26 protein-coding genes are annotated in these 26,773 nt (G+C 72.0%); 11 read left to right on the top strand and 15 right to left on the bottom strand.

Annotated elements, in window-relative coordinates; all coding sequences use genetic code 11:
• Positions 1-56 precede the first annotated feature (56 nt).
• Positions 57-836: a DeoR/GlpR family DNA-binding transcription regulator gene (locus tag AB5J55_RS04280; protein ID WP_369269362.1), complete on the bottom strand. Its 780-nt coding sequence runs from the start codon at positions 834-836 to the stop codon at positions 57-59.
• Between the two features lie 145 nt (positions 837-981).
• On the opposite strand from AB5J55_RS04280, the gene AB5J55_RS04275 reads away from it, so the two are divergent.
• A complete protein-coding gene (locus AB5J55_RS04275; protein WP_369269361.1) occupies positions 982-1,863 on the top strand; it encodes an SIS domain-containing protein in 882 nt (293 codons plus the stop codon).
• 92 nt (positions 1,864-1,955) lie between these two features.
• The gene (locus tag AB5J55_RS04270; protein ID WP_369269360.1) at positions 1,956-2,810 is read left to right on the top strand and encodes a ketose-bisphosphate aldolase; all 855 of its coding nucleotides are present in this window, start codon (positions 1,956-1,958) and stop codon (positions 2,808-2,810) included.
• 301 nt (positions 2,811-3,111) lie between these two features.
• Here the strand turns inward: AB5J55_RS04270 and AB5J55_RS04265 are convergent, their stop codons facing one another.
• A complete protein-coding gene (locus AB5J55_RS04265) occupies positions 3,112-4,245 on the bottom strand; it encodes a methyltransferase (RefSeq protein ID WP_369276085.1) in 1,134 nt (377 codons plus the stop codon).
• Positions 4,246-4,335: 90 nt separating this feature from the next.
• Between AB5J55_RS04265 and AB5J55_RS04260 the strand changes: the two genes are divergently transcribed.
• Both AB5J55_RS04260 and AB5J55_RS04255 read left to right on the top strand, forming a co-directional pair.
• Positions 4,336-4,992, top strand: coding sequence for an alpha-ketoglutarate-dependent dioxygenase AlkB (locus tag AB5J55_RS04260; RefSeq protein ID WP_369269359.1), 657 nt, complete (start codon positions 4,336-4,338; stop codon positions 4,990-4,992).
• Between the two features lie 36 nt (positions 4,993-5,028).
• Entirely contained in the window at positions 5,029-6,267 is a 1,239-nt protein-coding gene (locus tag AB5J55_RS04255) for an ROK family protein (RefSeq protein WP_369269358.1), read from the top strand.
• A gap of 52 nt (positions 6,268-6,319) precedes the next feature.
• On the opposite strand, the gene AB5J55_RS04250 is transcribed toward AB5J55_RS04255, so the two are convergent.
• A complete protein-coding gene (locus AB5J55_RS04250; protein ID WP_369269357.1) occupies positions 6,320-6,700 on the bottom strand; it encodes a nuclear transport factor 2 family protein in 381 nt (126 codons plus the stop codon).
• Between the two features lie 118 nt (positions 6,701-6,818).
• Between AB5J55_RS04250 and AB5J55_RS04245 the strand changes: the two genes are divergently transcribed.
• Positions 6,819-7,268 (top strand): RpiB/LacA/LacB family sugar-phosphate isomerase, encoded by a 450-nt coding sequence (locus AB5J55_RS04245; protein WP_369269356.1) that lies wholly within the window; start codon positions 6,819-6,821, stop codon positions 7,266-7,268.
• On the opposite strand, the gene AB5J55_RS04240 is transcribed toward AB5J55_RS04245, so the two are convergent.
• Genes AB5J55_RS04240 through AB5J55_RS04230 form a run of 3 tightly spaced genes read right to left on the bottom strand, consistent with a single transcriptional unit; the run spans position 7,255 to position 8,878 of the window.
• On the bottom strand, positions 7,255-7,689 hold the full coding sequence (locus tag AB5J55_RS04240; RefSeq protein WP_369269355.1) for a tautomerase family protein: 435 nt from the start codon (positions 7,687-7,689) through the stop codon (positions 7,255-7,257). The genes AB5J55_RS04245 and AB5J55_RS04240 overlap by 14 nt on opposite strands.
• A 25-nt stretch (positions 7,690-7,714) precedes the next feature.
• Positions 7,715-8,287: a DUF4865 family protein gene (locus tag AB5J55_RS04235; protein ID WP_369269354.1), complete on the bottom strand. Its 573-nt coding sequence runs from the start codon at positions 8,285-8,287 to the stop codon at positions 7,715-7,717.
• A gap of 33 nt (positions 8,288-8,320) precedes the next feature.
• Positions 8,321-8,878 (bottom strand): TetR/AcrR family transcriptional regulator, encoded by a 558-nt coding sequence (locus AB5J55_RS04230; protein ID WP_369269353.1) that lies wholly within the window; start codon positions 8,876-8,878, stop codon positions 8,321-8,323.
• Positions 8,879-9,064: 186 nt separating this feature from the next.
• On the opposite strand from AB5J55_RS04230, the gene AB5J55_RS04225 reads away from it, so the two are divergent.
• The 3 genes from AB5J55_RS04225 to AB5J55_RS04215 are packed head-to-tail and all read left to right on the top strand — an operon-like array spanning position 9,065 to position 12,659.
• Positions 9,065-9,346, top strand: coding sequence for an SHOCT domain-containing protein (locus AB5J55_RS04225; RefSeq protein ID WP_369269352.1), 282 nt, complete (start codon positions 9,065-9,067; stop codon positions 9,344-9,346).
• Complete coding sequence (locus AB5J55_RS04220; RefSeq protein WP_369269351.1) at positions 9,343-10,101, top strand: ABC transporter ATP-binding protein; 759 nt, start codon at positions 9,343-9,345, stop codon at positions 10,099-10,101. The genes AB5J55_RS04225 and AB5J55_RS04220 overlap by 4 nt, the downstream gene beginning before the upstream one ends.
• Positions 10,098-12,659, top strand: coding sequence for an ABC transporter permease (locus AB5J55_RS04215; protein ID WP_369269350.1), 2,562 nt, complete (start codon positions 10,098-10,100; stop codon positions 12,657-12,659). Before AB5J55_RS04220 ends, AB5J55_RS04215 begins: the two co-directional genes overlap by 4 nt.
• 40 nt (positions 12,660-12,699) lie before the next feature.
• On the opposite strand, the gene AB5J55_RS04210 is transcribed toward AB5J55_RS04215, so the two are convergent.
• Together AB5J55_RS04210 and AB5J55_RS04205 are read right to left on the bottom strand one after the other, a co-directional pair.
• On the bottom strand, positions 12,700-13,242 hold the full coding sequence (locus AB5J55_RS04210; RefSeq protein WP_369269349.1) for an ATP-binding protein: 543 nt from the start codon (positions 13,240-13,242) through the stop codon (positions 12,700-12,702).
• Between the two features lie 185 nt (positions 13,243-13,427).
• A complete protein-coding gene (locus tag AB5J55_RS04205; protein ID WP_328429540.1) occupies positions 13,428-13,751 on the bottom strand; it encodes a hypothetical protein in 324 nt (107 codons plus the stop codon).
• A 333-nt stretch (positions 13,752-14,084) separates the two neighbouring features.
• Between AB5J55_RS04205 and AB5J55_RS04200 the strand changes: the two genes are divergently transcribed.
• On the top strand, positions 14,085-15,209 hold the full coding sequence (locus tag AB5J55_RS04200) for a PLP-dependent cysteine synthase family protein (protein WP_369269348.1): 1,125 nt from the start codon (positions 14,085-14,087) through the stop codon (positions 15,207-15,209).
• A 77-nt stretch (positions 15,210-15,286) separates the two neighbouring features.
• Here AB5J55_RS04200 and AB5J55_RS04195 read toward each other — a convergent pair whose 3' ends face one another.
• Both AB5J55_RS04195 and AB5J55_RS04190 read right to left on the bottom strand, forming a co-directional pair.
• Positions 15,287-15,757: an SRPBCC family protein gene (locus AB5J55_RS04195; protein WP_369269347.1), complete on the bottom strand. Its 471-nt coding sequence runs from the start codon at positions 15,755-15,757 to the stop codon at positions 15,287-15,289.
• Between the two features lie 88 nt (positions 15,758-15,845).
• A complete protein-coding gene (locus AB5J55_RS04190; RefSeq protein ID WP_369269346.1) occupies positions 15,846-16,673 on the bottom strand; it encodes a DeoR/GlpR family DNA-binding transcription regulator in 828 nt (275 codons plus the stop codon).
• A 293-nt stretch (positions 16,674-16,966) separates the two neighbouring features.
• Here AB5J55_RS04190 and AB5J55_RS04185 point away from each other — a divergent pair, with 293 nt between their 5' ends.
• On the top strand, positions 16,967-19,261 hold the full coding sequence (locus AB5J55_RS04185) for a hypothetical protein (RefSeq protein ID WP_369269345.1): 2,295 nt from the start codon (positions 16,967-16,969) through the stop codon (positions 19,259-19,261).
• Between the two features lie 28 nt (positions 19,262-19,289).
• Here AB5J55_RS04185 and AB5J55_RS04180 read toward each other — a convergent pair whose 3' ends face one another.
• From AB5J55_RS04180 to AB5J55_RS04165, 4 genes are all read right to left on the bottom strand, one after another.
• On the bottom strand, positions 19,290-21,728 hold the full coding sequence (locus tag AB5J55_RS04180) for a right-handed parallel beta-helix repeat-containing protein (protein WP_369269344.1): 2,439 nt from the start codon (positions 21,726-21,728) through the stop codon (positions 19,290-19,292).
• A 109-nt stretch (positions 21,729-21,837) separates the two neighbouring features.
• The gene (locus AB5J55_RS04175) at positions 21,838-22,443 is read right to left on the bottom strand and encodes a hypothetical protein (protein WP_369269343.1); all 606 of its coding nucleotides are present in this window, start codon (positions 22,441-22,443) and stop codon (positions 21,838-21,840) included.
• A 192-nt stretch (positions 22,444-22,635) separates the two neighbouring features.
• A complete protein-coding gene (locus tag AB5J55_RS04170) occupies positions 22,636-23,463 on the bottom strand; it encodes an MOSC domain-containing protein (protein ID WP_369269342.1) in 828 nt (275 codons plus the stop codon).
• A 45-nt stretch (positions 23,464-23,508) separates the two neighbouring features.
• Positions 23,509-23,940 (bottom strand): DUF6643 family protein, encoded by a 432-nt coding sequence (locus AB5J55_RS04165; protein WP_328883507.1) that lies wholly within the window; start codon positions 23,938-23,940, stop codon positions 23,509-23,511.
• A gap of 296 nt (positions 23,941-24,236) precedes the next feature.
• Between AB5J55_RS04165 and AB5J55_RS04160 the strand changes: the two genes are divergently transcribed.
• Positions 24,237-25,529 carry a TerD family protein gene (locus AB5J55_RS04160; protein WP_369269341.1) on the top strand — a complete coding sequence of 431 codons (1,293 nt, stop codon included), beginning with the start codon at positions 24,237-24,239 and terminating at the stop codon, positions 25,527-25,529.
• A gap of 14 nt (positions 25,530-25,543) precedes the next feature.
• Here the strand turns inward: AB5J55_RS04160 and AB5J55_RS04155 are convergent, their stop codons facing one another.
• The gene (locus AB5J55_RS04155; RefSeq protein ID WP_369269340.1) at positions 25,544-26,737 is read right to left on the bottom strand and encodes a glycosyltransferase; all 1,194 of its coding nucleotides are present in this window, start codon (positions 26,735-26,737) and stop codon (positions 25,544-25,546) included.
• Between the last annotated feature and the right edge of the window lie 36 nt (positions 26,738-26,773).

The raw sequence follows: 26,773 nt of genomic DNA, 5'->3' as shown, positions 1-26,773 counted from the left end.
CGTAGGTGAGGTCGGCCGCAGGAGGGTCGGGTGGCGGGATTCCGGGGTCCGGGGTCTCAGACCGCGACGACCTGCAGGCCCGCCTCCTCGAAGGGGCGCAGGGTCGCCGGGTCGGCCGCTGTGTCCGTGACCAGCGTGTTCACCGCGTCGGCCGCACAGATCCGGGCGAACGCCCGCTGGCCCAGCTTGCTGGAGTCCGCGGCCACGACCACGCGCTCGGCGCGCTCGCACAGCAGCCGGTTGATCGCCGCCTCCGCCTCGTCGTGCGCGGCGGCACCGTGCGTGACGTCGAAGCCGACGACGCCGAGGACCGCCACGTCGATCGTGATCTGGGACAGCACCCCGTCCGCGAGCGGCCCGATGAGCTCGTACGACTGCGGGCGCGCCACCCCGCCGGTGACCACGATCTTGAACTGGGGGCGTACGGCCAGTTCATTGGCGATGTTGAGCGCGTTGGTGACGACGGTCAGCGCGGGCGAGCCGGACGCGAGGTCGCTGCGCACGGCCAGGGCTCGCGCCACCTCGGTGGTCGTCGTACCGCCGGTCAGTCCGACGGCCTCGCCGGGGGCGATGAGGTCGGCCACCGCCTTGGCGATGCGCTGCTTCTCGGAGGCGTGCCGGGCCGTCTTGTAGCGCAGCGGCAGCTCGTACGACACTCCGTGTACGACCGCGCCGCCCCGTGTGCGGACGAGCATCTGCTGCTCGGCGAGCTGGTCGAAGTCGCGGCGGATCGTCGCGGCCGAGACCTCCAGCTCGGCGGCCGCCTCCTCGACGTCCAGCCGGCCCCGCTCCACGAGCAGCTCCAGCAGCGCCTTCCAGCGGGCGTCGCGCGACATCCACCCTCCATTCCTCGATCTCCCGCGACCTTAGCGCACGCTTCTTCCCCTGTTTGCTTGATTATGCTCGAAAGTGGGAGCTATCTTGCAAGAACAATCAGATGACCAATCGCGAGGCTCCATCAGAGGCCCGGAGGATGGCGGCATGACGCATGTCGAGGACGAGCTCAACAGCCAGCCCGAGTGCTGGACCCGCGCCGCGACCGAGGCGGCCGGCCTCGGCGGGGTGCTGCCGGGGCCGGGGGAGCGGGTCGCGGTCGTCGGCTGCGGGACGTCGTACTTCATGGCGCAGGCGTTCGCAGCGCTGCGTGAGGGGTCGGGCCGCGGCGAGACGGACGCCTTCGCCGCGTCGGAGTTCGCGCACGGGCGCTCCTACGACCGCGTCCTCGCCCTCACCCGCTCCGGCACGACCACCGAAGTACTCGACCTGCTGGGGCGGTTGAAGGGGCGCACGCCGGCCGTCGCGATCACCGCCGACCCGGACACCCCGGTCATGGCGGTCGCCGACGAGGTCGTGGTGCTGGACTACGCGGACGAACGGTCCGTCGTGCAGACCAGGTTCGCGACCACCGCCCTCACCCTGCTCCGCGCCCACCTCGGCCTGCACGCCGACGCGGTTGTGGCGGACGCCCGCGCCGCGCTCGCCGAGGAACTGCCCGAAGGGCTGGTGGAGTGCGGGCAGTTCACCTTCCTCGGCCGTGGCTGGACCGTGGGCCTGGCCAACGAGGCCGGGCTGAAGATGCGCGAGGCGTCGCTGTCCTGGACGGAGGCCTACCCGGCCATGGAGTACCGGCACGGCCCGATCAGCATCACCACCGGCGGCACCGCGACCTGGATGTTCGGCGAGGCGCCCGAGGGGCTGGCCGAACAGGTGCGCTCCACCGGCGGGCTGTGGATCGAGGGGCGCCTGGACCCCCTCGCCGAACTGGTCCGCGCCCAGCGACTCGCCGTCGCCGTCGCCGCAGCGCGCGGCCTCGACCCGGACCGGCCCCGTCACCTCACCCGCTCGGTGATCCTCGCCCCCTGACGTGACACCACGACACGCCCCCTGACGTGACACCACGACACGCCCCCTGACGTGTCCGACGCGCCCTCTCCCGCGCCGAGAAAGGACAGGCCGTGCCCCTCGTGACCACCGGCGAGCTCGTCACCCGCGCCGCCGCAGCCCGCTCCGCCGTCGCCGCCTTCAACGTCATCACCCTGGAGCACGTCGAGGCGGTCATCGCCGGTGCCGGGAAGGTGAGTTCGCCCGTCGTGCTCCAAGTCAGTGAGAACGCCGTCAAGTTCCGCTACGGACGGCTCCTCCCGCTCGCCCGCGCCGCCGTGGCCGCAGCCGAACGCGCCGCCGTCCCCGTCGCGTTGCACCTCGACCACATCCAGAGCGACGACCTGCTGCGCCAGGCACCGGACGCCGGGTTCAGCTCCGTGATGTACGACGCCGCCCGCCTGCCGTACGCCGACAACCTCGCCGCGACGAAGGCCGCCGCCGACTGGGCGCACGCTCAAGGCCTCTGGATCGAGGCCGAGTTGGGGCGGCTTGGCGGCAAGAACGGCGAGCCGCCCCTCGACGCCCACGCCCCCGGCGCCCGCACCGACCCCGCCGAGGCCCACGCCTTCGTCACCGACTCCGGCGTCGACGCCCTCGCGGTCGCCGTCGGCAGCTCCCACGCCATGACCACCCGCACCGCAACCCTCGACCACGACCTTCTCAAACGCCTCGCCGCCACCCTGGACGTCCCCCTCGTCCTGCACGGCTCCTCCGGCGTCCCCGACGACGAACTCACCGCGGCGGTCGCGGGCGGCATCGCCAAGGTCAACGTCGGCACCGCCCTCAACATCGCCATGACGGGAGCGATCCGCGAATTCCTCGCCGCCCATCCCGAGGCGGTCGACTCACGCAAGTACCTGAGCGTGGGACGGGAGGCGATGGTGCGGGCGGTGGCGGACATCATCGGGGTGCTGAGGGCGCCCTGACCGGTCGCCGCCTGATCGAGCGCTCCGTATGCATCCCTCGACTGCGACTTGGCCCTGCGCCGCCCGTTCTTCCAGGACACCGAACCAGGCACACCATCGCCACCTCGGTCACCGACCCGACCTGCACCGAGGCGGTGCGCGCGAGCCCGGGGCCGTACTTCCCGGTCGCCGAGGCGGTCCTGATCCACTTACTTCAGCGTCCCCGTACGGCTGCTGCTGCGGGCCATGACGGTGGTCCGGCGCCGCGACATCGAGGCGTACCGTCTGAACCGCTACCGCGTCGGGGACGCCGATCGCGCCGTCACTTCCTGACGGCCCGCAGCACCACGAACTTCGCGTCGCTGGCGACGAGTTGACTGTTGCCGAACAGCCGCCGCAGCTTCACGTGGTAGCCGAGGTGTCGATTGCCGATGACCCACAGCTCACCACCCGGCCGCAGCGCGCGCCGTGCCCCCGTGAACATGCGCCAGGCCGTCGAGTCGGTCGTCGCCTGGTGGGAGTGGAACGGCGGATTGTTGAGCACAAGGTCGACGCTCCCGGCCGGCACCCCCGCCAGCCCGTCCCCGACCCGGAACTCGGCGTGCCCCGGCACCCCGTTCGCCTTGTACGTCGCCTCCGCCGAGGCCACCGCCTGGAAGGACTCGTCCACGAACAGCACCTCGGCCTCAGGGTTCGCCAGCGCCATCGCCGTACCGACGACACCGTTGCCGCACCCGAGGTCGACCACCCGCCGGCCGCCCTTGCTTTCGGGCAGGTGGCCCAGGAAGAAGCGCGTACCGATGTCGAGGCGGTCGGCACAGAAGACGCCCGCGTGATTGACGACCGTGCGTCCCGAGACCGCACCGATGCCGTCGGGGAGCGTGTACGTGTACGGCCACGGGTTGGCGGGCCGTTCTGCCGCAGGCTGAGGCGTGCAGAAGATCAGCCGGGCCTTCCGCTCGGCGAGCGAGGTGCGGGTCGGGCCGAGGATCCGCTCGAACAGCTGGAGCGTCGAGGTGTGGATCTCCTTCACCATGCCCGCGCCGACCACCACCGTCCCCTCGTGCACCGCGGGGGCGAGCCGCAGCAGCTGGTCCTCCAGCAACGCGAGACTCTTGGGCACCCTGACCAGGAGCACGTCGACGCGCTCCGGTGGCGGGTCCTGCGTCGTGAGCAGCCGGACGTCGCCGGGCTCGGCGCCATGGCGGGCGAGGTTGGCCCGGGTCGCCTCCTGGGCCAGGTAGGAGTCCGTGATCTGCACCGGCCGGTGCGCCGCGAGCGCCGTGACCAGGGCGCCCCAGCGGTCACCCACGACCACGACCGTGCCGGACAGCGGGATGTTCTGCTCGGCCAGATGCCTGAGGAGATACTCGTCGGAAGCGTCCCAGGCGCGCAGCCTGTCACGCGGGTCCTCGGGGAAACGGGACAGCGCGAGCTCGCCCCAGGGCGTCGTCATACGGTCGTTCATCGTGCGTCAAGGCTAAGCGACCCCGGCGGCGCCGCTTGCCGAGCCGCAGCTCACGGCCGGTGGGGGAGGATGGGAGACATGGACGCCGAGCTGTTCCCCCGCGAGCGTACGGAGGTCGCGCCGGGCGCGGTGCACGTGCCCGGCTGGCTGGACGCGCAGGCCCAGCGCGAGCTGCTGGAGGCCTGCCGCGCGTGGGCGCGCCCACCGGCCGGCCTGCGCACGGTACGCACCCCCGGCGGCGGCACGATGACCGCCCGCCAGGTCTGCCTGGGCTGGCACTGGTACCCGTACGCCTACGCCCGCACGGTCGTCGACGGCGACGGAGCCCCGGTGAAACCGTTCCCCGGGTGGCTGGGCGACCTGGGCCGACGCGCGGTGCGGGACACGGTGGGTGCGGACATGCTCGGCGGGCCGGAGGCCGCGTACGACATCGCCCTGATCAACTTCTACGAAGCCGACGCCCGCATGGGCATGCACCGCGACAGCGACGAGAAGTCGGATGCCCCGGTGGTGTCCCTGAGCCTCGGCGACACCTGCGTCTTCCGCTTCGGCAACACCGAGACCCGGAGCCGGCCGTACACGGACGTCGAGCTGCGCAGCGGCGACCTGTTCGTGTTCGGCGGCCCCTCGCGGCTCGCCCACCACGGTGTGCCGAAGGTGCAGCCGGGCACCGCACCGCCGGAATTGGGGCTGACCGGCCGGCTGAACATCACGCTCAGAGTGAGCGGCCTGTAGGCCGCCGGACCTGCGGATCATGGGAGACTCGCCCTCATGAGTGGCAAGGCGGACCCCCGGACGGCGGGGGAAGGGACCACCTCCAGGGCGCGGTTGGACCGGGGGCGCGGCGCGCTCGGACCCGCGTTGGAGCTCGTGCACACCGGACGCGCGCCCACACGCGCGGTCCTCACCGCCGAGCTCGGCGTGACCCGGGCGACGGCGGGCGCGGTCGCCGCCGAGCTGGAGGCACTCGGGCTGATCCGGGTCGACGCACGGCCCGGCGCGGCGGCGGGATCGCAGGGGCGGCCCTCGCACCGGCTGGCGGTCGCCGAGGACGGCCCGGTCGTCCTTGCCGCGCAGGTGCACGCCGACGGGTTCCGGGCGGCGCTGGTCGGCCTGGGCGGCCGTATCGTCGCCACCGCGCCCGGCTGCGAGACCGTGGACGCCGACCCGGCGAAGGTGCTCGGGTCGGTCGTCGAGGCGGGCGCCGATCTGCTGCGCACGACCGGACGGCGCTGCGTCGGCGCCGGGCTCGCCGTACCGTCCGCCGTCGCCGAACCCGACGGCCTCGCCCTGAACCCCCTGCACCTGGCGTGGCCCGTGGGAGCCCCTGTCCGCCGTATCTTCACGGAGTGCGTGCGCGCTGCCGGGATCACCGGACCGGCGTTCACCGGCAACGACGTCAACCTCGTCGCGCTCGCCGAGCACCGGCACGGAGCGGGGCGCGGTGCCCGCGACCTGCTCTGCGTGGCCACCGGGCACCGGGGCGTCGGCGGTGCGCTCGTGCTGGACGGCCGTCTGCACACCGGCAGTTCGGGCCTGGCCCTGGAGGTCGGTCACCTCACCGTGAACCCCGAGGGCAGGCCCTGCCACTGCGGCAGCCGCGGCTGCCTCGACGTCGAGGCCGACCCGCTGGCGTTCCTCACGGCCGCCGGCCGCGAGCCCGGCCCCGAGGTATCCCTGCTCCAGCAGGCCAAGGACCTGATCCGCGCCCAGTACGACGACCCCGCGATCCGCGTCGCCACCGAGGCCCTCATCGACCGCCTCGGCCTGGGACTCGCCGGCCTGGTCAACATCCTCAACCCCGACCGCATCATCCTCGGCGGCCTCCACGCCACCCTCCTCGACGCCGACCCCGGCCGCCTGCGCGCCGTCGTCGCAGACCGCAGCCTCTGGGGGCAGAGCGGCAGCGTCCCGATCCTCGCGTGCACCCTCGACCACAACAGCCTGGTCGGCGCCGCCGAGTTGGCCTGGCAGCCGGTGCTGGACGATCCGCTGGGGGCGCTGACCTAGGGGCTGTTGCGAAGGCGGCGCCCGATGGGCGACGCCACTGTCACAACAGACCTCAGACGAGCCCGCCCGGCGGCAGCCCGAGCTCGCGGCGCGCCTCCGGCGAGTCCGTGTACACCCGCCACTCGCCGACCAGCTCACCGGTGACGCGTGCGCTCCACAGCGCCGGACCGGCAAACTCGGGCCGCGAGCTGAGGGAGTACCCGGACACCGAGACGACCTCGTCCCTCACGGCCAGGTCGGTGAACACGTTCCGGTAGTCCGCGAACGCCGCGAAGAACCCGCGCCACGCCTCGATGCAGGCCTGTTTCCCGATTACGGTGCCGCCCTCGATGTCGACGAGTGTGTGGTCGTCGGTCATCAGCGAGGCCAGCTCGGTGAGGTCATGGTCGTTGATCGCGGCGTTGAAGTGCTGGACGACATCCACGGCGTCCATCCCGACCTCCTTGCCCGGGTCCCCTGGCGGTCACCTCCATGCTCTGCCGCAGCCGGGACGACCGCACCCCCGGCCCATGGCCGCACACCCGTCCGCGGACCTGGGTACCCTTCGTGACATGCGGATCTCCGTCTCCTCCGACATGGACGAACCCGTGGCCCGCAGTCTCGTTGCCGAGCTGCGCGCCCGTGGCCACGCGGTGGTCACGCACGGGGCCCTGAATCCCGAGTCCGACCCCCAGTGGGCCGCGTGCTCGGAAGCGGCCGCCCGCGAGGTCGCCGACGGGACGGCGGACCAGGCGGTCGTCTGCTGCTGGACCGGCACGGGCGCGTCGATCGCCGCGAACAAGGTGCCGGGTGTACGGGCCGCCCTGTGCACGGACGGCTACACGGCGGACGGCGCCCGCCGCTGGAACGACGCCAACGTCCTCGCGCTCAGCCTGCGACTGACCTCCGAGCCGCTGCTCAAGGAGATCCTCGACGCCTGGTTCGCCGGCGAGGCGAGCGAGGACGCGGAGGACCGCGAGAACGTGGCCCGCGTCGGCCGCCTGGACCTCAGGGAGCCGTGAGGCTCTTCGAGGTGGGGGAGTCGACGGGGGCGGGGGCATCGGCGTACTGCGCGACTCCCTCGCCGAACGACCAGTTGATGGGCTCGTTCTCGATGAGGTTGACGAACACGTTGCGCGGCTCGGTCCCCGCGTAGGCGTGGGCGAGTTCGGCGATCCGCCGGTACAGCGCCTGCTTCTGCGCCGGAGTCCGCCCCGAGCGCAGGGTGATCGTCACGTACACGAGGCCGTCGTCCCGGTGGATGCCGAGATAGCCGTCGTCGTACCGCAGGGTGCTGCGGGTGCCGTCGTGCCCGACCAGCACCTGGAACCGGTCATCGGGCGGAATCCCGATGGCCTCCACCAGGGCGTCGTGCACGGCACGACCGAGCGCGTCGAGCCGCTCGGGGTCGGCTGCCAGGGCGTCGATGCGGACGAAGGGCATGGGGCGGTTCTCCTTGTCAGCGGATTCAGGAACGTGCGTCGAGCGGCAGCCGCCCCGGCACGGACATGTGCAGCACCTCGTACACCTCGCCGTCGGCCTTGGGAGTGTCGTTCTCCCAGAGCGAGAGATGGATCAGCTCCCAACGGCTCGTGTCCACGGCTGCCGCCGCGAGCACCGCACCGCCCTCGCCCACCAACCTCTCGGTCTCCCGCGCCACGTCCGCCGCCAGGCCCTTCAACTGCACACCGTCCGCCACCTGTTGACGCCGCAGCACGGCCACCCCCACACACGGATCAGCGGCGTCTTCGTGCGCCAGCACGGTCCACTGCCGGACCGACGGCCGTCCGAAGTCGTCGGCGATGCCTTGGAACGGGCCGCCCCAGAGGAAGGCGTTCATGCCCGCGACGGTGTTCCACAGATAGAACGGCGCGTACTCGTTGACCGGTGACCCGTGCACGCCGCGCTCGCGTATCAGGTACGCCTTGAGGCCCAGCCCCTGCCAGTCGTCGAGCAGGTGCCCCTTGCTCGCCACGCGGCGCCGGATGATCTCCATGTCGTAGTCGGCGGGCAGGGTGATCCGGTACTGCATCGCGTTCATCGTGCCGCCTTCCTGGTGCGTCCGGTGCGGTTCCTAGTGCGGTGTGAGAAGGGACAGCAGGCCCCGGACGCCCACGTCGAAAGCGGCGGGCGAGCCGGAAGCGCGGGCGAGGACATAGCCGCCCTGGACTGTCGCGACGATCGTCGCCGCGATCGCCTCGCCGTCGAGCCCGGGCGCGAACTGGCCCTTCTCCTGGCCCTCCTCGACGATCGCGGCGAGCCGTTCGCGCAGCCAGTCGAGCGTCTCGTCGACGGGCGCCCGCAGTTCGTCGCTGGCGACCACGTCAGGGTCCATCGTGAGCCGCCCGACCGGACAGCCGCGCAGCACCTCGCGCTCGCGCCGCAGATACGCCTCGATGCGCTCGTACGCCGTTCCCGGACCGTCGAGTACTCCCGCGGCGGTAGCCCGCATCTCCTCGGCGGTCCGACGGATCGCGGCCAGCGCGAGATCGGGCTTCCCCTTGAAGTGGTGGTACATACTGCCCTGCCCGGCCCCCGCACGCTCCAGGATCGCCTTGGGGCTGGTGCCCACATAGCCGCGCTCCCACAGCAGTTCGCGAGTGGACTCGATCAGTCGGTCCGAGGTGCTCATGCAGCCACTGTACATACTAGTAGTTACAGAAGTCGAGCCCGTCCGGAGCAGCGAAACCGGCACTGCCTACTCCCCGCGGGGTACGCACACTGCCGCTGGCCGTACGACGACCCGGACCCCCTCGCGGCGCGAGTCTCGAGACATCACCGAAAGACCCGACCGAACCGACCCGGGAGATGACTCGAGATGCAGACCCTGGCACACGTCGCCGACGGCGGTCCCGGCCCGTGGATCCTCCTCTTCCCGCTGATCTGGGCGGCCGTCGTGATCGGTGGCATCACGCTGCTGCGCCGCACCGTGTGGCGCGGACGCCGCGGCCCCGGGCGGCCCACCCCCGACGACAACTCGCCCATCACCGTGCTCGGCCACCGCTTCGCCTCCGGCGAGATCGACGAGGACGAGTACTGGCGCCGGCTGTCCGTCCTGGACGAGCAGTTCGGCCGCTCGGGCAAGGGCGGCGCGGCATGACCGTCACGACCACCACGACAGGCACGCCGACGGCCGCCCGCGTCGTGGACGCCGTGAAGGTGTACGGCACCGGCGACACCAGCGTGAGGGCCCTGGACGGAGTGAGCGTCGACTTCCCGGTCGGCCGCTTCACCGCGATCATGGGGCCCTCGGGCTCCGGCAAGTCCACCCTGATGCACTGCGCGGCCGGCCTCGACACGCTCACCGCGGGCACCGCCCACATCGGCGACACCGAACTGAGCAGCCTCGACGACCGTCGCCTCACCCTCCTGCGCCGCGACCGCGTCGGCTTCGTCTTCCAGGCCTACAACCTGGTGCCCACGCTGACCGTGGCGGAGAACATCACACTGCCGCTGGACCTCGCGGGCGGCAAGGGCGACCCGGAGTGGATCGACGCGCTGATCGACGTCGTCGGCCTGCGCGGCCGGCTCCACCACCGGCCCTCCGAGCTCTCCGGCGGCCAGCAGCAACGCGTCGCGGTGGCCAGGGCGTTCGCCGGCCGGCCCGACGTCGTCTTCGCCGACGAGCCGACCGGCAACCTCGACTCGCGCTCCGGCGAGGAGGTGCTCGGACTGCTCGGCCGCGCGGCGCGCCGGACGGCCCGCACGATCGTCATGGTCACCCACGACCCCGCGGCCGCCGCCCACGCCGACGAGGTCGTCTTCCTCGCGGACGGCCGTCTGGTCGACCGTATGGAAGCCCCGACCGCCGACAAGGTCCTGGACCGCATGAAAGCCTTCGAGGTGCCGTCATGAACGCCTCCGTCCGCCTCAGTGTGTCCTCCCTGCGCTCCCACAAGCGCCGCTTCGCCGGCACGTTCCTCGCGGTCTTCCTCGGCGTTGCCTTCCTCGCCGGCACCCTCGTCATGGGCGACACCCTGCGGGCCGGCTTCGACACGATGTTCGGCAACGCGACCAGCGGCACGGACGCCGTCGTCCGCAGCGCCGACGCCATCACCACGCCCGGCGAGAGCGAAGGCGTGCGCGAGCCCGTCGACACGGACCTGGTGCGGACGATCGAGCAGGCCCCCGGCGTCGCGGCCGCCGTGCCCAGCATCCAGGGCGCCGGCCAGCTCATCGGCAGGAACGGCGACCCCATCGGCGGCCAGGGCCCGCCCACCCTCGCCGGCAACTGGATCGACGACCCCGAGCTCAACCCGTACCGCCTGTCCGAAGGCCGTGCCCCGCAGAAGTCCGGCGAGGTCGTCGTCAACCGGGGCACCGCCGACCGCGGCGACCTGAGGATCGGCGACACCACGACCCTGCGCACGCCCGACCCGGTCGAGGTGACCATCGTCGGCCTCGCGACCTTCGGCGGCGAGGACGGCATGGCCCAGGTGACCTTCACCGGCATGACCCAGGCCGACGCCGAGAAGTACCTCACAGCCCGCCCCGGCGAGGCGGCGACCATCCAGGTGCGGGCCGGACCGGACGTCAGCCAGCGGCAGCTGGTCGACGAACTGACGTCCGTGCTCCCGAGCGGCGTCGAGGCCATCACCGGTCAGGAGTCGGCCGAGGAGAACACGGACATGATCTCCAGCCAGTTCCTGACCGTCTTCACCACCTTCCTGCTGGTCTTCTCCGGCGTCGCCCTTCTCGTCGCGACCTTGTCCATCCACAACACCTTCGCCATCGTCGTGGCCCAACGCACCCGCGAGAACGCCCTGTTGCGCGCCCTCGGTGCCTCGCGCCGCCAGGTCACCGCCTCGACCCTCGTCGAGGCGACCGCCGTGGCCGTCACCGCGTCGGCGGCCGGCCTCGCGGGCGGCATCGGCGTCGCGGCCGGCCTCCAGGCGCTGTTCCCGGCGATCGGATTCCCGTTCCCCGAGGGCGACTTGGTGATCAGCGCGATCTCCATGGCGCTGCCCCTCGCGGTCGGCATCGTGGTCTGCCTCGGCTCCGCGCTGCTGCCCGCCGTACGAGCCGGCCGCACCGCACCGCTGGCCGCCCTGCGCGAGACGGCCGTCGACACGTCCGGCGCCTCACGCGCCCGCGCCGTCACCGGCCTCGGTCTCATCGCCCTCGCGCTCGGCGTGACGCTCACCGGCGTCCTGGTGTCCCCGTCCATGTGGCTGGCCGCAGCCGGCGCCGTCCTCGCCCTGGCCGCCTTCGTGGTCCTCGGCCCGGTCGCCTCCTCGACGGCCGTACGGATCCTCGGCGGCCCCCTCGACCGGATGCGCGGCGTCACCGGCGGGCTCGCCCGGCGCAACGCCCTGCGCAGCCCGAAGCGCACGGCCGCCACCGCGAGCGCCCTGATGATCGGCGTGGCCGTCGTGTCGCTGTTCACCGTGTTCGGCGCCTCGCTGAAGGCGACCATGGACCAGACCGTGTCCCGGTCGTTCGCGGGCGACGTGGCCGTCAGCACCCCGTCGTTCGGCGCGGGCGGCAGCGGACTGAGCCCGCGCCTCGCCGACGCGGTCCAGCGGCTGCCCGAGGTGGACACGGCCGTCGGACTCGGCCGGGGTGTCGCCGAAGTCGACGGCAGGGGACGGGCGTTGACGGTCACCGACCCGGTCGCCCTGGAGCGCACCTTCGACCTCGGCACCGTCAACGGCTCCCTGCGCGACCTCGGCACCGACGGCATCGCCATCACCGAGAAGGAGGCCGGCAAGCAGAACCTGACGACCGGCGACAGGACCCGGCTCACCTTCACCGACGGCCGCCAGGAGACCTTCACGGTCCGAGCGGTCTACGGCCGGTCCGAACTCGCCGGCGACTACGTCGTCACCCGCGAAGCCTGGGCCCCGCACCGCACCCAGGACGCCGACACCCTGGTCGCCGTCTCCTTCAAGGACGGCGTGAGCACGGACGAGGGCAAGACGGCGGTGGAGAGGGTCGCGGACCGGTACGGCAACCCCGACGTACAGACCCGCGACGAGTACGCGCAGTCCTCGGCCGGCGGCATCGACATGATGCTCACCCTGGTCTACGCCCTGCTCGCCCTCGCCGTGCTCATCGCACTCCTCGGCATCGCCAACACCCTCACCCTGGCGATCCACGAGCGCACCCGCGAACTGGGCCTGCTGCGGGCCGTGGGCCAGACCCGCTCCCAACTGCGCGCCATGGTCCGCTGGGAATCGGTCCTGGTGGCCGCCTTCGGCACGGTCGGCGGCCTCGCCCTCGGCGCCTTCCTGGGCTGGGTCCTGGTCAAGGCCTCCGACGGGGCGAGCGACAGCGCCTTCGCCTTCGCGATCCCGCCGCTCCAACTCGCCCTGGTGGCCCTGGTCGGCCTCGCAGCCGGAGCCCTGGCAGGCCTGCGCCCGGCACGCCGAGCGGCCCGCCTGGACGTACTACGGGCGATCGCCACCGAATGACACAGGTGACGACACCTTCGAAGGTCCCCTCACCGCCCGGTCAGCCGACAACGGCCGACCGGGCGGGAGCATGCTCGGGCCGACGCAGGTCGACCGGCGCCCCGACCTCCGCGAACCGACGCACAGGCTTGTCCACTCCCGTGCGCTGCGGCGGGCGCGCGGCCGTTGCCCGCGGCGCCACGGACGTCGGGAGCGTGAACCACACGACCTTCCCGGCCTCCCCGTCCGGCCGCACACCCCAGCTCTCGCTGACGGCGGCCACCATCGCGAGCCCGCGACCGCACGTGGCGAGCGTGTCGGCAGTCCTGGCGTCCGCCACGACGGGCAGCCGCGGGTCGTGGTCGCGCACCGAGACCATGAGCCGGTCGAGCAGCACCTCGATCTCCACGGTGCACATCTTGTCCGGCCGGGCATGCTGGTGGACGTTGGTCAACAGCTCGGTCACACCGAGCGCGGCGCGGTCTATCAACGCGTCCAGATGCCAGTAGCGCAACTGCGCCGATACGATTCTGCGGACCTGACCGATCCGCGACGGCAGGGCTTGGAGCTCCACCGTGCAGTGCCTGCTTGGGTAACTGATCACGGCTGCGACTCCCCGACTGAAGAGGTCCGGAAGAACACGGAGTACGGATCCAGCAGGGGGCTTGAAGGAAGACGGCCGCCTGCTGTCGTGGCCGGCGGGCTGGTTCGCAGCGTTATCGCCGGTAAACCCAGAGTGACGTGAGACAAGCGTGACGCAGGGGATGCGGTACCGCAACTCGCAGTGACTCAGCCCTTACGTCCGGCAGCCTTCCGCACGGCCTCTATGAACCGGCGTGCCGCAGGAGGACCCGCCTCCCCGGGAGCGGGGTCGTGATCGCCCAGGGTCAGCGAGTAGCGCTTGCCGTTGATGTCGGCCAGTGCCTTGTCGTCCGGCGAGAACCAGGGCTTGGACGCCCGTACGGCCTGCACCGGCGCGCTGTCGATCTCACTGCCGTAGCTGGTGAGCAACTGCACCCTGCCGTCGCTGATCCGCACCTGCCCGGCCCGGGTCAGCGAGCGCAGCCGCTTCCCGATCCGCACGCCCGTGGCCCTGAACTCAGGCTCCGCCATGCCCGCCCCCTTGCGCGTCGGTGTGCCGGCCGGTCCCGCGCGGATGCCGGCCCTGGTCCTGATCCAGTGTGCACCCCGTTCGGGATCGCCGTCCCGTCCGGAGCAGTGTGCCCGCGTCCCGCGCCGAGCACCAGTACGCATGTCACCCCTGTTCGCAGTGCTCGGAGCACTCGCGCGAATGCGCCCCCGGGGCCTTGGTGAAAGCACGGCCCAGGGGTGCCTTTGAGGCTCTCAAAGGTGTGTTTATGCAGGTGAGAAGCGTGCGGAAGGTGTCTATGCTCGAGGTGACGGCCGCGCGAGTCGCCGTTGTGGCCGAGCATGAGGAGCACCGCCGTGAGCACCGTTCAGCAGACCCCGTCCGGCGTGACCCTCGACGTCGACCGGAGCGACGCCGGCTACCGCGTCTGGCTGAAAGAAGCCGTGCGCAAGGTCCAGGCCGACGCCAACCGTTCGGCCGACACCCACTTGCTGCGCTTTCCGTTGCCGGAGCACTGGGGCATCGACCTGTACCTCAAGGACGAGTCGACCCACCCGACCGGAAGCCTCAAGCACCGGCTCGCCCGCTCGCTGTTCCTGTACGGCCTGTGCAATGGCTGGATCCGGCCGGGCCGCCCGGTGATCGAGGCTTCCAGCGGCTCGACGGCCGTCTCCGAGGCATACTTCGCGAAGCTGATCGGGGTGCCCTTCATCGCGGTCATGCCGCGCACGACGAGCGCCGAGAAGTGCCGTCTGATCGAGTTCCACGGCGGGCAGTGCCACTTCGTGGACGACTCGCGGAAGATGTACGAGGAGTCCGCCCGCCTCGCGGTGGACACCGGCGGCCACTACATGGACCAGTTCACCTACGCCGAACGGGCCACGGACTGGCGCGGCAACAACAACATCGCCGAATCCATCTTCCGCCAGCTGGAGTTGGAGCGGTTCCCCGCGCCCGCCTGGATCGTCGCCACGGCCGGCACCGGCGGCACGTCGGCGACCATCGCCCGGTACGTCCACTACATGCAGCACGACACCCGCATCTGTGTGGCCGACCCTGAGAACTCGTGTTTCTTCGAGGGCTGGACCACCGGCGATCCGGACGTCACCTGCGACTGCGGCTCCCGCATCGAGGGCATCGGCCGGCCGCGCATGGAGCCGAGCTTCGTGCCCGGAGCGATCGACCGGATGATGAAGGTGCCGGACGCGGCGAGCGTCGCCGCCGTACGCGCCCTGGAGCAGGGCATCGGCCGCAAGGCGGGAGGCTCCACCGGCACCGGGCTGTGGAGCGCGTTGAAGATCGTCGCCGAGATGGTGGCCGAGGGCCGGCAGGGGAGCGTGGTGACGCTGCTGTGCGACCCGGGCGACCGGTACCTCGACAAGTACTACTCGGACACCTGGCTCGCCGAGCAGGGCCTGGACATCGCGCCGTACTCCGCGGCCATCGGGCAACTGCTGGAGACGGGCGTCTGGCCGGAGTGACGGGTGAAGCACGGGGCGCCGTACGGTCCCCGGGGCGCTGAGAACTGCCTGGGGCCTGTTGCGAAAGTAGCCACGGCCTAGGGCACCAGCCGTCGGTCCAGTGCGGTCACCGCGTCCCGGAACGCCCGGCCGAGGCCGGGCCGCGCGAGGCCGAAGGTGAAGCGGAACGGTGCCGTGCCGTCCACCGCGAACGTCCACTGCACCCGCGTGCCCGTCCCCGCCGGGGCGAGCCGCCACTCCTCGACCATGGCACGGGCCCCCGGCGCGTTGGTGATGTCGACGCGGTAGGCGTACAGCTCGGGGCTCTTCGCCGCGAGGATCGTCTCCTCGAAGCGGGTACCGCCCTTGAGCCGGATCTCGCGCCGGGCGCCGTCGTCGAGCGGGCGGGCCAGCGTCACCGCGGAGAACCACTCCGTCCAGCCGGACACGTCCTCGGCCAGCGCGCGGTGGACCATCTCCGGGGGAGCGGTGATCTCCCGCGCGAAGACGTGCCGTACGGGGGCGGTCCCGACGAAGTCGAGGCCCACCTCACGCAGCAGATGAGCCATGGACGAAACCCCCTGTGCCGACGCTGGACCGGGCACGCCACCCTAGCTGGCGCTCCGTCAGCTGTCTGCACCGCGAGCGTCACCGGTCTCAGAGGTCCGCATCCATGTCGGGCTCGCCGGCCACCACCAGCCGCAGATGCTCCGCGATCTCCGAGCGGGCCTCGCTCTCGAGACCGGAGTCCGTCACCAGCGTGTCGATCTGCTCCAGCGCCGCGAACGAACTCAGCCCGACCACCCCCCACTTGGTGTGGTCGGCGACCACCACTACCCGGCGCGCCGACTGCACCAGACGCCGGTTGGTCTCGGCCTCCGCGAGATTCGGCGTGGACAGACCGGCCTCGACCGATATGCCGTGCACTCCGAGGAAGAGCATGTCGAAGTGGAGCGCCGCGATCGCCTGGTCGGCCACCGGGCCCACCAGCGAATCGGAGGGAGTGCGAATCCCGCCGGTCAGCACGACCGTGGCCGCGCCCTGCCGGGGACCCGACGTGCGCTGCGCGGCGTGGAAGACGTCGGCCACCCGCACCGAGTTCGTGACCACCGTCAGGTCGGGCACGTCCACCAGCTGGTGAGCCAGCGCGTACGTGGTCGTACCGCCCGACAGTGCGATGGCGGTGCCCGGCGCGACCAGCTCGGCCGCCGACCGCGCGATGTCCTCCTTGGCCGTCAGCTCCAGACCCGACTTGGCCTCGAAGCCCGGCTCATGGGTGCTCGCCTCGACCACCGGGACCGCGCCGCCGTGCACCTTCTCCAGCACGCCCTGCCGGGCGAGAGCGTCGAGATCGCGGCGCACCGTCATGTCCGACACGCCGAGCTTGCGGGTCAGCTCGTTGACCCGCACCCCGCCTCGGCGCCGTACCTCGTCCAGGATCAGGGCGCGCCGCTGCTCCGCGAGGAGGTTCTGATTCTCACTCACGTACGCTCCGGTCCTTTCGCCTCAAGCCGTCCGACACGCCCTGCGCACGTGCTCTGATAAGGATATTCTCGCCCCTCCCGGTGCGCGGGAGTGTCCCATCCTCGCACGGGTCGGTACCGGTCGCGCCACTGGCCGTACCGACGCGCGCATGTCACTTCCGCATCTGCCGTTCCCCTGTTCTTCACGCGGATCGGGGAGATTCCGTGACGAGAGGTGTACGGGACCCTCCACGGGGAGATCCTTGTGCCCGCACGGACAGAAGCCGAAGGCTCGTCACGGGGGAAGTGCGAAAAGTGAAACGTGCGCAGGACCGCGCCGCAGCCCTGGAACTCCTGGTCCACGGGGTCGGCGGCACCACACCGCAGGAGATGCTCGACGATCCGCGCACGGTGCGGATCACCGGCGACGACACGGCCGCCGTATTCCGCCGCGCCGACGACGTCGACGCCGAGGACCGGCCGGACGACGACCGGGACGGCCCGGTGCCCGAGGCCTACGTCTGGTGCAACCTCACCTCGGGAAACAGCGCACGCGCCCTGTGGCTGCTGTTACTGCCGTTCATGGTGGTCAACCTCGCCCACTGGATGCGCCCCACCACACAGGACCGCACGCGGACGGTGCGGCTGTACGGCCTGCTCGTACGGCTCGCCGGGCTGACGCTGACGGTGCTGCTCGTCGCGGCCGCGTGCGAGGTCGCCCTCGACCTCACGGCCTGGCAGTGCGCGGGCACACGCGCCTGCGCCGACCGGCACAGCTGGCTGGGCTTCCTGTCGCCGCTCGCCTCGGACGGCGGCTGGTGGAGCCGGCCCGGCCGCAGGCTCGCCCTCGCGGCGCTGGTGCCCGCCGCGCTGACCGGCCTGCTCTGGTACCTCTCCCGCCGCACCTGGAGCGCGTACGAGTCCCAGCAGCCGATGCCCCGCGAGCCCGAGCCCGACGAGGAGTCCGGCGGCACCTCACTCGGCCGCCCCGGCTTCTGGTACGGCCGTCGCCTGGTCGCACGGCTGCGCGCCGCGCACACCGCCGCCGGCCTGCTGACGGTCGCCGCGGCGGTCGGCGCGGCAGCTGCCCGCTTCGACCGCAGGGCCGGCGGCCCCGCGCTCCTCGACACCCTGGGATGGCTCCTGGAAGCGGCGATCCTCGCGGGCGCGGCCGTCGTGGTGTGGGTGGTCTGCCGCCGGGGCCGCAGCGAGAACCGTCTCGACCAGGAACTCGACGAGCATCTCGTACGGCGCCTGCCGCTCGCCGCCCTCGCCCTGCTGCTGCTCGCCCTGGTGTACGCCGGGTGGGAACGCCCGGGCTGGCAGTCGCAGGGCCGCCTCCCGGGCGACCCCACCTTCGGCGCGATCGCCTTCCTCCAGGGCCTGCTCGTGATCGTGCTCGCCGTCGTCGCCCACGTCCTTCACCGCACCCGGTCCGACCCGCGCGCCGCGATGCGCGGCCTGAGCGGGCCGGCCGTGGTCATGCTGGCCTGCGCCCTCGGCGGGGTGATGTCGGGCGGCGTCGCCCAGCGGGTCGCCGACTGGCTGGACGGCACGCGCGCGTCCATCGCGGGCCCGCCGGTCCTGCTGACCTGGCAGGCGTCCGTGATCCCGCCGCTGCTGGTCCTCCTGCTGCTGCTCTGCGGCGGGCTGGCATGGCGGGCCTGGCTGCTGCGCCGCACCGAGCTGGGCACGGTGGAGCTGGACTACGCCGGGGAGCCCCGGGACACCGCACGCACCCGCCGTATCGCCAGCACGCGCGCGATGGCCACGCTCACCGACCGCGCCCCTCTCCTCGTCGCCGTCACCTCCACCGCGACCCTGCTCCTGGGTGCCGGAGCCCTGGTCGGCGCGATGACGACCGACGAGACCCCGAGCGAGGCCGCCGACGGGACGTACGCCTTCGTGCACGGCGCCGCCGAGACCGCGCAGGCGCTGGGCTCCTGGCTCATCGGCCTCGGCTTCATACTCTTCGTCACCTGGGGCCGGCGTGCCTACAAGGACGCCTCCGCACGGCGCACCATCGGCATCCTGTGGGACGTCGGCACCTTCTGGCCCCGCGCCGCCCACCCCTTCGCCCCGCCCTGCTACGCCGAGCGCGCGGTGCCCGACCTGACCTGGCGGATGGCGACCTGGACGCGCGCCGAGAACGGCCGCCGTCTCGTCATCTCCGGGCACTCCCAGGGCAGTGTGCTCGCGGCGGCGGCGGTCTGGCAGTTGACGCCGGCCGACCGCAAGAGGGTCGCGCTGCTGACCTACGGCTCCCCGCTGGAACGCCTCTACGGCCGTTGGTTCCCGGCCCACTTCGGCTCGGCCGCCCTCGCCTCCCTGCATGCCGAGCTGGACTGCTGGCGCAACCTGTACCGAGTCACCGACCCAATCGGCGGCCCGGTCCGCCTGCCCGGCAGCTGCACCCCCGAAGTGGACCGCGCGGCTCTCAAGGACCCCTTGGCGTACGGCCGTACCCCCGAACACCCCCTGCCCGCCCCGATCCTCGGCCACGGCGACTACCAGGCGGACCCGGCGTTCGCCGAGGAGCGGGAGCGGCTGCTGGCGCGCCTGAAACCGGAGGTGCCGGCACAGCGGCCGGAGGTCGGTGCCGAGGGCTGATCCGACCGGGTCGATGAAGGCGCCGAGGTCAGCCCAGCTCGGGCAGGTCCTCGTCGTACAGCAGCGTGAGGTCGTCCGTGCTCGGCTCGTCGAGCTGGGCGACCCGGCTCGCGTGCCGCTCCACCATCGCCTCGAAGGTCTGGCGTGCCGTACGGCCGTTGCCGAACGCCGGGCCCTTGGGGATCGCCGTGAAGTACTTCAGGAGGGCCTCGGCGAGGCCGGGGCCGAGCCGGTACTCGTGTTCCTCGGCCTGCTGCTCCACGATCCGCAGCAGTTCCTCGGGGCCGTAGTCGCTGAAGGTGATGGTCCGTGAGAAGCGGGACGCCACCCCGGGGTTGATCGAGAGGAAGCGCTCCATCTCGGCCGTGTAGCCCGCCACGATGACGACGACCGCGTCCCGGTGGTCCTCCATCAGCTTCACCAGGGTGTCGATGGCCTCCTTGCCGAAGTCCCGGCCCGAGTCCTCGGGCGACAGCGCGTACGCCTCGTCGATGAACAGCACACCGCCGCGCGCCTTGTCGAAGGACTCCTGCGTGCGGATCGCGGTGGAGCCGATGTGCTCGCCTACCAGGTCGACGCGGGACACCTCGACCAGATGCCCCTTCTCCAGGACACCGAGGGAGGCGAGGATCTCGCCGTAGAGGCGGGCGACCGTCGTCTTGCCGGTGCCCGGGGAGCCGGTGAAGACCAGGTGGCGCTTGACGGACGCCGCCTTGAGGCCCGCCTGCTGGCGGCGCCGGCCCACCTCGATCATGTCGGTGAGGGCGCGTACCTCGCGCTTGACGCTCTCCAGGCCCACCAGAGCGTCCAGTTCACCGAGGACGGCCTTGGACGTCCGAGACGGCTTCTCGGGCTCCGCGGCGGCGATGAGCGGCTCCTGCTCGGTGCTGCGCTGCCCGGGGATCGCGCCGAGCAGCCCGGGGGACTGATTCGCCGTCTGTACGGTGGGTTCCGGCGCCGAGGGCGGCTGCCGGAGGCCCGCGCTCTCGTCGCTGGTGCAGTCCTCCACGTCGGGGCCTGCCCCGGCCATGTCCGGGCCGCCCTCGGCGAACTCGTACCCGCCCCGCGCGCACCGCTCCGTACGGCACTTCCGCAGCGTCGTACGGGAGCCGTCGATCACATGGAAGCCATAGCCGGCGCTGCCCCTCACCCGGCAGTTCAGGAAGCTGCCCCGGCCGCCCGCCGACACGTAGAACCCGGCCTCCGCCGGGGACTCGACCGTGCAGCGCTCGATGGTGGGGTCGGCGCCCTTGGTGACGATCACGCCGGTCTGGGTGCCGTCCAGGGTGCAGTTGTTGAGGGTGCCGCCGCTGCCGTGGTCCCGGAACCAGGCGCCCGTCGCCGCGTCCCGGATCCGGCAGTCGTCGAGCTGTGCGGTGGCGCCGTCGCTGACCGACACGGCCGTGTTGCGCACCTGCGTCAGGTCGCTGTCCACGACGTCCGCGCGCGAGCCACGGTCGAGGACGAACAGCGCGTCCGGCACGTCGTGCACCCGGCAGGAGTCCAGCACGGCGGTTGCGCCGTCGCTGACCCACACCGCCGGGTAGTCGCCCGTGCTGTCGAAGATCTCGCACTGGTTGGCGTCCACGCGTGTGCCCGGGTCCCACACCGACAGGCCGTTGCGACCGAACTGACGCACCGTCGTACGGGTCAGGGTGAGCACGGAGCGGGAGCGCAGGTCGACGGCGTTCTCCGGGATGTCGTGGATACGGCAGTCGGCCAGGGTCAGCACAGCGTCCGTGTCGAGCGTGACGCCGTCGGCGGTGGTGCGGTGCACATCGCAGTCGGTGAGGTGGGCGGTGGCCCGTCCGGTGATCTGGACGCCGGAGCCCCGGACCTCGTAGATCTCGCAACCCACCGCTTCCAGAGCGGAGTTCTCACCGGTCGCCGTCAGCCCCGAGCCGGAGGCGTGGTGCACCCGGCAGCGGTCCAGGCGGGGGTGCGCGCCACCGCGTACGGCGATGCCGGCCTGGCCGGCCGCGACGACCTCGCACTCCTCGAACACGCCGCCCCCGCCGTCGAGTACGGCGATGCCGATGCCCGCGGGGTTGTCGACGGTGCAGCGGCGCACGGTCGGCCGCGCGCCGCCCCGCACCTCGATCCCGGCCGCGGACCGCGTGACGATGCGGACGTCCGACAGCTCCGGGGTGCCCTCCTCGACGAGCAGCGCGGGTGCCGCAGCGTCCTGGCCCTCGACGTGCAGGTCCTGAACCACCGCCGAGGCGCGCACGGTCAACGGCACGCCGTCCAGGGGCGCGATGCGCACCGAGCCCGGGGAGCCCTCGGGGCCGCGCAGGGTCACCGCCCGCTGGACGACGAGGTTCTCCCGGTAGGTGCCCGGCGCGACGGTGAGGACGTCACCGTCGGTCGCGGCCTCCAGGGCTGCGGCGAGCGATGCGTACTCACCCGTGCGGCGCCGCCACCGCGATGTGCCGGTGTGCGTCACCTGGACCGTGCCCTGTGCCATGGCGTTGATGTGCCCCCACCTCGTAGTACGCGGGTTTTGCTCCCGTAGAGTTCGGCCGCTCCACCGTAGCGTGCGCGTGGGTGGTGGGTTGACCAGAGCGGTAAGGCCGTCAGCTGCCAGTGCCGGTCCGGCCCCAGTCCGGGCCCGCCTTGTCCCAGGCCTGGTCCCAACGCGCGTACCGACGACGGACCATGCGCCAGACGACAAGCCGTCTGCCGCCCTCGACAAGGCCGATGGCCAGCAGGGCCGCACCCACTCCGGCGAGCACGGCGTGCGTCGCCGCGGTCGCGGAGTCCAGGGGGCGGGCCACTGTGCGGCCGTGTTGGTCCGCCCATATCTTGAACTGGTCGCCGGGCTGTGGGGTGTCGAGGCTCGCCATGACCTGCCCCTGGTGCACGCTGCCGTCCGGCGCGGTCCAGTCGGCCACGACGCGGGTGCGACGCTCCCGTCCGGTGGTGGCCTCGGGGTCGGCGTCCAGCGGGGAGCCCTCCAGCTTGCGGACCACGGTCGCCGTCACCAGGTGCCGGGACGCGCGCTGGTCGCGCACGGACTCCTGAAGGGTGTCCTGGGCGAGGCCGCCGACCAGGGAGCCGACCACGGGTGTGACGACCAGGATCAGCAGCAGCGCGGCCAGGGCGACCCAGGCTTCGGCCAGATCGGTCGCACGGCACAGCGGATTGTGCCGCCAGCGCCAGAGTCCGCTGATCGCCCGCATGTCCGGCCACCCCCTTCCCGCTCCGTGATAGCCCCTGCCGGAGCCGCTCACCCGCGAGCCCGGCGAAGAGAGAGCGAAATCACCTGCCGCCAGGGCTTCTCATGAACTTCTCACGAAATGCTCAACGCGTGGGCCCCGGGCCTCGGTTCCCGCATGTCGCCGCTCGCGGGAGATCTTTCTCAGTCGACTCTCTCAGTCGAGGACCGTGACCGGGTCGCCGGCCCGGATCGTGCCTCGGGAGAGCGGCACCAGGTTCTGGCCGAACACCAGCTTGCCGCCCACACGGCGGTGCCTGCCCAGGGTGTGCAGGGGCTCCCTGCCGCGCTCGGCGGTGGCCTGGTCGGTCGTGGTCACCACGCAGCGCCCGCACTTCTTGGCGACACGGAAGGTGACCTCGCCGATGGCGATGCGCGACCAGTCGTCCTCGGCCCAGGCGGCGGTGCCCGACACGACGACGTTCGGCCGGAAGCGGTTCATGGGCAGTGGGCCCTCGGCCGGGTGATCACCTCGGGCCAGGAGGGAGTTGAGGGCGTCGAGGGAGGCGGTCGTGGTCACCAGCAGCGGGTAGCCGTCGGCGAAGCTGACCGTCTCGCCCGGCAGGGCGTACTCCGGGTCGACGGGCCGGGACGTGCCGGGATCGGGCATGTGCACGAGATGCGCGTCGACGCCGAGATACGCGCTGCACCAGGCGTGCGCGGCCTCGTCCTCGGCGGGGGCCGCTTCGACCTTGTCGCGGAAGATCTCCATCGGCACCGTGCCGGACGCGTGCGGCACGGGCACGGTCACCGGGTCCATGCCGGGCGCGGACAGGCGGACACCGCCGCCGGGCAACAGCTCGGCGGCGGCCAGGGCGAGGTGCGGTTGCTGGCGCTGCGTCACGACCTTTCCCCCTGCGTCGATCAGCGCCCAGCGTCGATCTCCGGCCAGCCCCCAGGGCTCCACGACGGCTGTCCGGGGCGTGGTGCCCCGGAACGCCTTGACCGGATGAACGTGGATCGACTGCAGCTGCGCTTGCCCCATGGCGCCATCGTGCCAGGTGGCGACGACAACCCGGAGGGGAAGGGGTCAGTAGCCGCGGTACTGCTGGTTGTTGTACGGGTCCTGGTAAGGAGCCGCGGCGGGCCGGGGAGCCGCGGGGCGCATCGCCTCGTAGCCCATGCCGCCGGGTGCCACTGGGCGAGGCTGCTGCGCCTGCGGACCCGGATAGCCGCGTGGCGCGGCCTGCTGCGGGATGTAGGCGGCAGGCGCCTGCTGCAGCGGGGCGGGCTGCTGCGCATGCGGATAGCCGTAGGAGGGCTGGGACGGGGCCGCCGGGAGGGCGGGCAGTGCCGACGGGAGCGCGGGCAGGTGGCTGCCCGGGGCGTCGTACGCGGCGGGGACCCGGATCGGGGCGATCTGCGGGGTGCCCCGCTCGGCCACGAGCGAGTCGTAGATCGGGGTGTCCGGGAAGGAGGCGGAGTAGTAGCCGCCGCCATAGGTGGAGCGGGGGGAGGTCATGGCACATAAGGTAAGCCCACGATGTGCTGGTTGGGGAGACCGATAAGAGGGTTGTTTTATGTGTCCGCAGTGACGCTGGATCCCCAATGCGAGCGAACTTGGCAAAAAGGGACGCCAATCCGCGTTCGGATCGAGTAAATGCCGAGTTCCGGGCGGGTTACCGGCGGTTGACCGGCGGTGTTCAGCTGCCCCTCATGGGAGTTCGATGTCGCGGGGAATAGGTTGACCCTGTAAGAAGCCGATGAGCTGCCAGGACATGCCTGGCACGGTGACCCGTGATGGGGGCGGACATGTCAATGCCGAAAGGATCGAATGTTCCGGTGCCGACGACGGCACTGCGGGTCGAATTGGGCTGGCGCTCCGGACCGGGCGTACCCGACGCGGACGCCTCGGCGCTGTTGCTGGTCGGCGGAAAGGTCCGCTCCGACGGGGACTTCGTCTTCTACAACCAGCCCGAGCACTCCTCCGGCGCCGTCCGGCACGAGGGCAAGCGGGACGCCGGCGGCCGGGTGACCGACAGCGTGCTCGTGGACCTCGCGCGCGTGGAGCCCTCGATCGAGACCGTCATCCTCGCCGCCTCCGCGGACGGCGGATCGTTCGGTCAGGTCCCGGACCTCTACATCGAGGTCAAGGATGCCGCCCAGGGCACCGCCGTCGCCCGCTTCGACAGTACGGGCGCCACCGTCGAAACCGCTTTCGTCCTCGGTGAGTTCTACCGCCGTCAGGGCGCCTGGAAGTTCCGCGCCGTCGGCCAGGGCTACCGCAGCGGCCTCGAGGGCCTGGCCACCGACTACGGCATCGCGGTGGACGAACCCCAGAGCGCGGCACCCGCTTCCGCGCCCGGAGCCCCGCCGGTCGCGCCCCCGATGACCACGCCCGCACCCCCGCCGCCGGCGATGCAGCCGCCCGCCATGCCGCCGGTTCCCCCGCCCGCACCCCAGGCGCCGCCGGTCAGCCTGAGCAAGGTGACGCTGACCAAGGCGTCGCCCTCGGTGTCCCTGACCAAGCAGGGCGGCACATCGGGCGCCATGCGTGTCAACCTCAACTGGGAGGTGCGCAAGCAGTTCTCGGGCTGGGCGAGCAAGCTGGGCCGCCCGGTCGCCATGCACAACGACCTCGACCTCGACCTGTGCGCCCTGTACGAGCTGACCGACGGCAGCAAGGGAGTCATCCAGTCCCTCGGCAACGCCTACGGCGCCCTGCACCAGCCGCCGTACATCCACCTCGACGGCGACGACCGCACCGGCGCCGTGACCAGCGGCGAGAACCTCACCGTCAACCTCGACCACCAGCGGGTCTTCCGGCGCATCCTGATCTTCGTGACCATCTACCAAGGTGCGCGTTCCTTCGCCGACCTGCACGCCACGGTCACCCTCACACCGCAGCACGGCGCCCCGATCGACTTCTCGCTCGACGAGTGCACGGTCCCCTCGACCGTATGCGCGCTCGCGCTGATCACCAACACCGGCAGCGACCTGGTCGTGCAGCGTGAGGCCCGCTACCTGGTGCCCGAGCGCGGGGTGAGCCCGCAGCGCACGGTCGACTACGCGTACGCGTGGGGCATGAACTGGACACCAGGTCGCAAGTAGTCGGCCGCAAGTAGTCAGCCCTCGTCGGGCACCGCGTCCGGACGTGCGTAGGTGCGGCCCTTCCAGGCCGCGCCGCGCCCCCGGTAGTGCTGCACCGCGGAGTCGACCGTCATCAGGAGATAGAGGAACGCCGTGAACGGCAGGAGGGGAGCGAGCCACAGCGGCAGGCGGTAGTAGCGGAGCATCGGCACATACGTCCCCGTCATCACCAGCCACGCAAGGCCGCCGACGACCGCCGTCACCGTGTCCCCGCCGGCCGACCCCGCGACCACGGCCACGGGGGGCACCAGATAGACCAGCGCGAGCCCGGCGACCGTCCCGGCCAGCAGCAGCGGGTTGTGCCGCAACTGTGCGTACGCACTGCGCGAGACCATGCGCCACAGGTCGCGCAGCCGCGGATACGGGCGCACGCTGTCCACCCGTTCCGCCAGCCCCAGCCAGATGTGGCCGCCGCCGCCCTTGACCGCCCGCGCGAGCGCCACGTCGTCGATGACGGCGTGCCGGATGGCGTCCGGAATCCGCGCCCGCTCGGCTGTCTCGGCACGCAGCAGGACGCAGCCGCCCGCCGCGGCCGCCGTACGTGTCCCCTTCTTACCGATCCGGCGGAACGGATACAGCTGCGCGAAGAAGTAGACGAAGGCCGGCACGACCAGTCGTTCCCACAGACTGTCCACCCGTAGCCGTGCCATCAGCGACACGGCGTCGAAGCTCCCGGTGCGCGCCGCCGCGACCAGCTCCCGCAGGCTGTCGGGTGCGTGCGCGATGTCGGCGTCCGTCAGCAGCAGGTACTCGGGGTCACGCGCGCGTGCCAGGCCGATGCCGTGGCGCACCGCCCAGAGCTTGCCGGTCCAGCCGGCCGGTGGTTCGCCGGGGGAGTCCACGGTCAGCGGCAGCCCGCCGTGCCGCCGCGCGAGCTCGCGCGCCAGCTCCCCCGTGCCGTCCGAACTGCCGTCGTCGATCAGGAAGATCTCCGCGCGCCCCGGATAGTCCTGGGCGAGCAGCGACGGCAGAGCGGCCGGAAGGACCGCAGCCTCGTCGCGCGCGGGGACGACGACGCAGACCGACGGCCACCGGTCCGGTTCCGTCCGATGCGGAAGCCTGACGTCCGTACGCCAGAAGAAGCCCTGGCAGAGCAGCAGCCACAGCCAGGCGGCGAGTGATCCGACGGCGGTCCACGCGATGGCGCTCACGCGCGAAGTCTGCCCCACCCCGGGGGCTCGCAAGGGCCCATCGACTATCGTGGC

Source organism: Streptomyces sp. R11 (assembly GCF_041051905.1).
In the GTDB taxonomy this organism is placed as follows: domain Bacteria; phylum Actinomycetota; class Actinomycetes; order Streptomycetales; family Streptomycetaceae; genus Streptomyces.
Note: the sequence above shows the minus strand (reverse complement) of the source record. Positions and strands in the feature narration are given on the sequence as shown.

Bases quoted from the DNA above. Each gene is read 5' to 3' on its own strand.
- AB5J55_RS04280 (WP_369269362.1), bottom strand. From the start codon at position 836: ATGTCGCGCGACGCCCGCTGGAAGGCGCTGCTGGAGCTGCTCGTGGAG.
- AB5J55_RS04275 (WP_369269361.1), top strand. From the start codon at position 982: ATGACGCATGTCGAGGACGAGCTCAACAGCCAGCCCGAGTGCTGGACC.
- AB5J55_RS04265 (WP_369276085.1), bottom strand. From the start codon at position 4,245: ATGACGACGCCCTGGGGCGAGCTCGCGCTGTCCCGTTTCCCCGAGGAC.
- AB5J55_RS04260 (WP_369269359.1), top strand. From the start codon at position 4,336: ATGGACGCCGAGCTGTTCCCCCGCGAGCGTACGGAGGTCGCGCCGGGC.
- AB5J55_RS04255 (WP_369269358.1), top strand. From the start codon at position 5,029: ATGAGTGGCAAGGCGGACCCCCGGACGGCGGGGGAAGGGACCACCTCC.
- AB5J55_RS04250 (WP_369269357.1), bottom strand. From the start codon at position 6,700: ATGGACGCCGTGGATGTCGTCCAGCACTTCAACGCCGCGATCAACGAC.
- AB5J55_RS04245 (WP_369269356.1), top strand. From the start codon at position 6,819: ATGCGGATCTCCGTCTCCTCCGACATGGACGAACCCGTGGCCCGCAGT.
- AB5J55_RS04240 (WP_369269355.1), bottom strand. From the start codon at position 7,689: ATGCCCTTCGTCCGCATCGACGCCCTGGCAGCCGACCCCGAGCGGCTC.
- AB5J55_RS04235 (WP_369269354.1), bottom strand. From the start codon at position 8,287: ATGAACGCGATGCAGTACCGGATCACCCTGCCCGCCGACTACGACATG.
- AB5J55_RS04230 (WP_369269353.1), bottom strand. From the start codon at position 8,878: ATGAGCACCTCGGACCGACTGATCGAGTCCACTCGCGAACTGCTGTGG.
- AB5J55_RS04225 (WP_369269352.1), top strand. From the start codon at position 9,065: ATGCAGACCCTGGCACACGTCGCCGACGGCGGTCCCGGCCCGTGGATC.
- AB5J55_RS04220 (WP_369269351.1), top strand. From the start codon at position 9,343: ATGACCGTCACGACCACCACGACAGGCACGCCGACGGCCGCCCGCGTC.
- AB5J55_RS04215 (WP_369269350.1), top strand. From the start codon at position 10,098: ATGAACGCCTCCGTCCGCCTCAGTGTGTCCTCCCTGCGCTCCCACAAG.
- AB5J55_RS04205 (WP_328429540.1), bottom strand. From the start codon at position 13,751: ATGGCGGAGCCTGAGTTCAGGGCCACGGGCGTGCGGATCGGGAAGCGG.
- AB5J55_RS04195 (WP_369269347.1), bottom strand. From the start codon at position 15,757: ATGGCTCATCTGCTGCGTGAGGTGGGCCTCGACTTCGTCGGGACCGCC.
- AB5J55_RS04180 (WP_369269344.1), bottom strand. From the start codon at position 21,728: ATGGCACAGGGCACGGTCCAGGTGACGCACACCGGCACATCGCGGTGG.
- AB5J55_RS04175 (WP_369269343.1), bottom strand. From the start codon at position 22,443: ATGCGGGCGATCAGCGGACTCTGGCGCTGGCGGCACAATCCGCTGTGC.
- AB5J55_RS04170 (WP_369269342.1), bottom strand. From the start codon at position 23,463: ATGGGGCAAGCGCAGCTGCAGTCGATCCACGTTCATCCGGTCAAGGCG.
- AB5J55_RS04165 (WP_328883507.1), bottom strand. From the start codon at position 23,940: ATGACCTCCCCCCGCTCCACCTATGGCGGCGGCTACTACTCCGCCTCC.
- AB5J55_RS04160 (WP_369269341.1), top strand. From the start codon at position 24,237: ATGCCGAAAGGATCGAATGTTCCGGTGCCGACGACGGCACTGCGGGTC.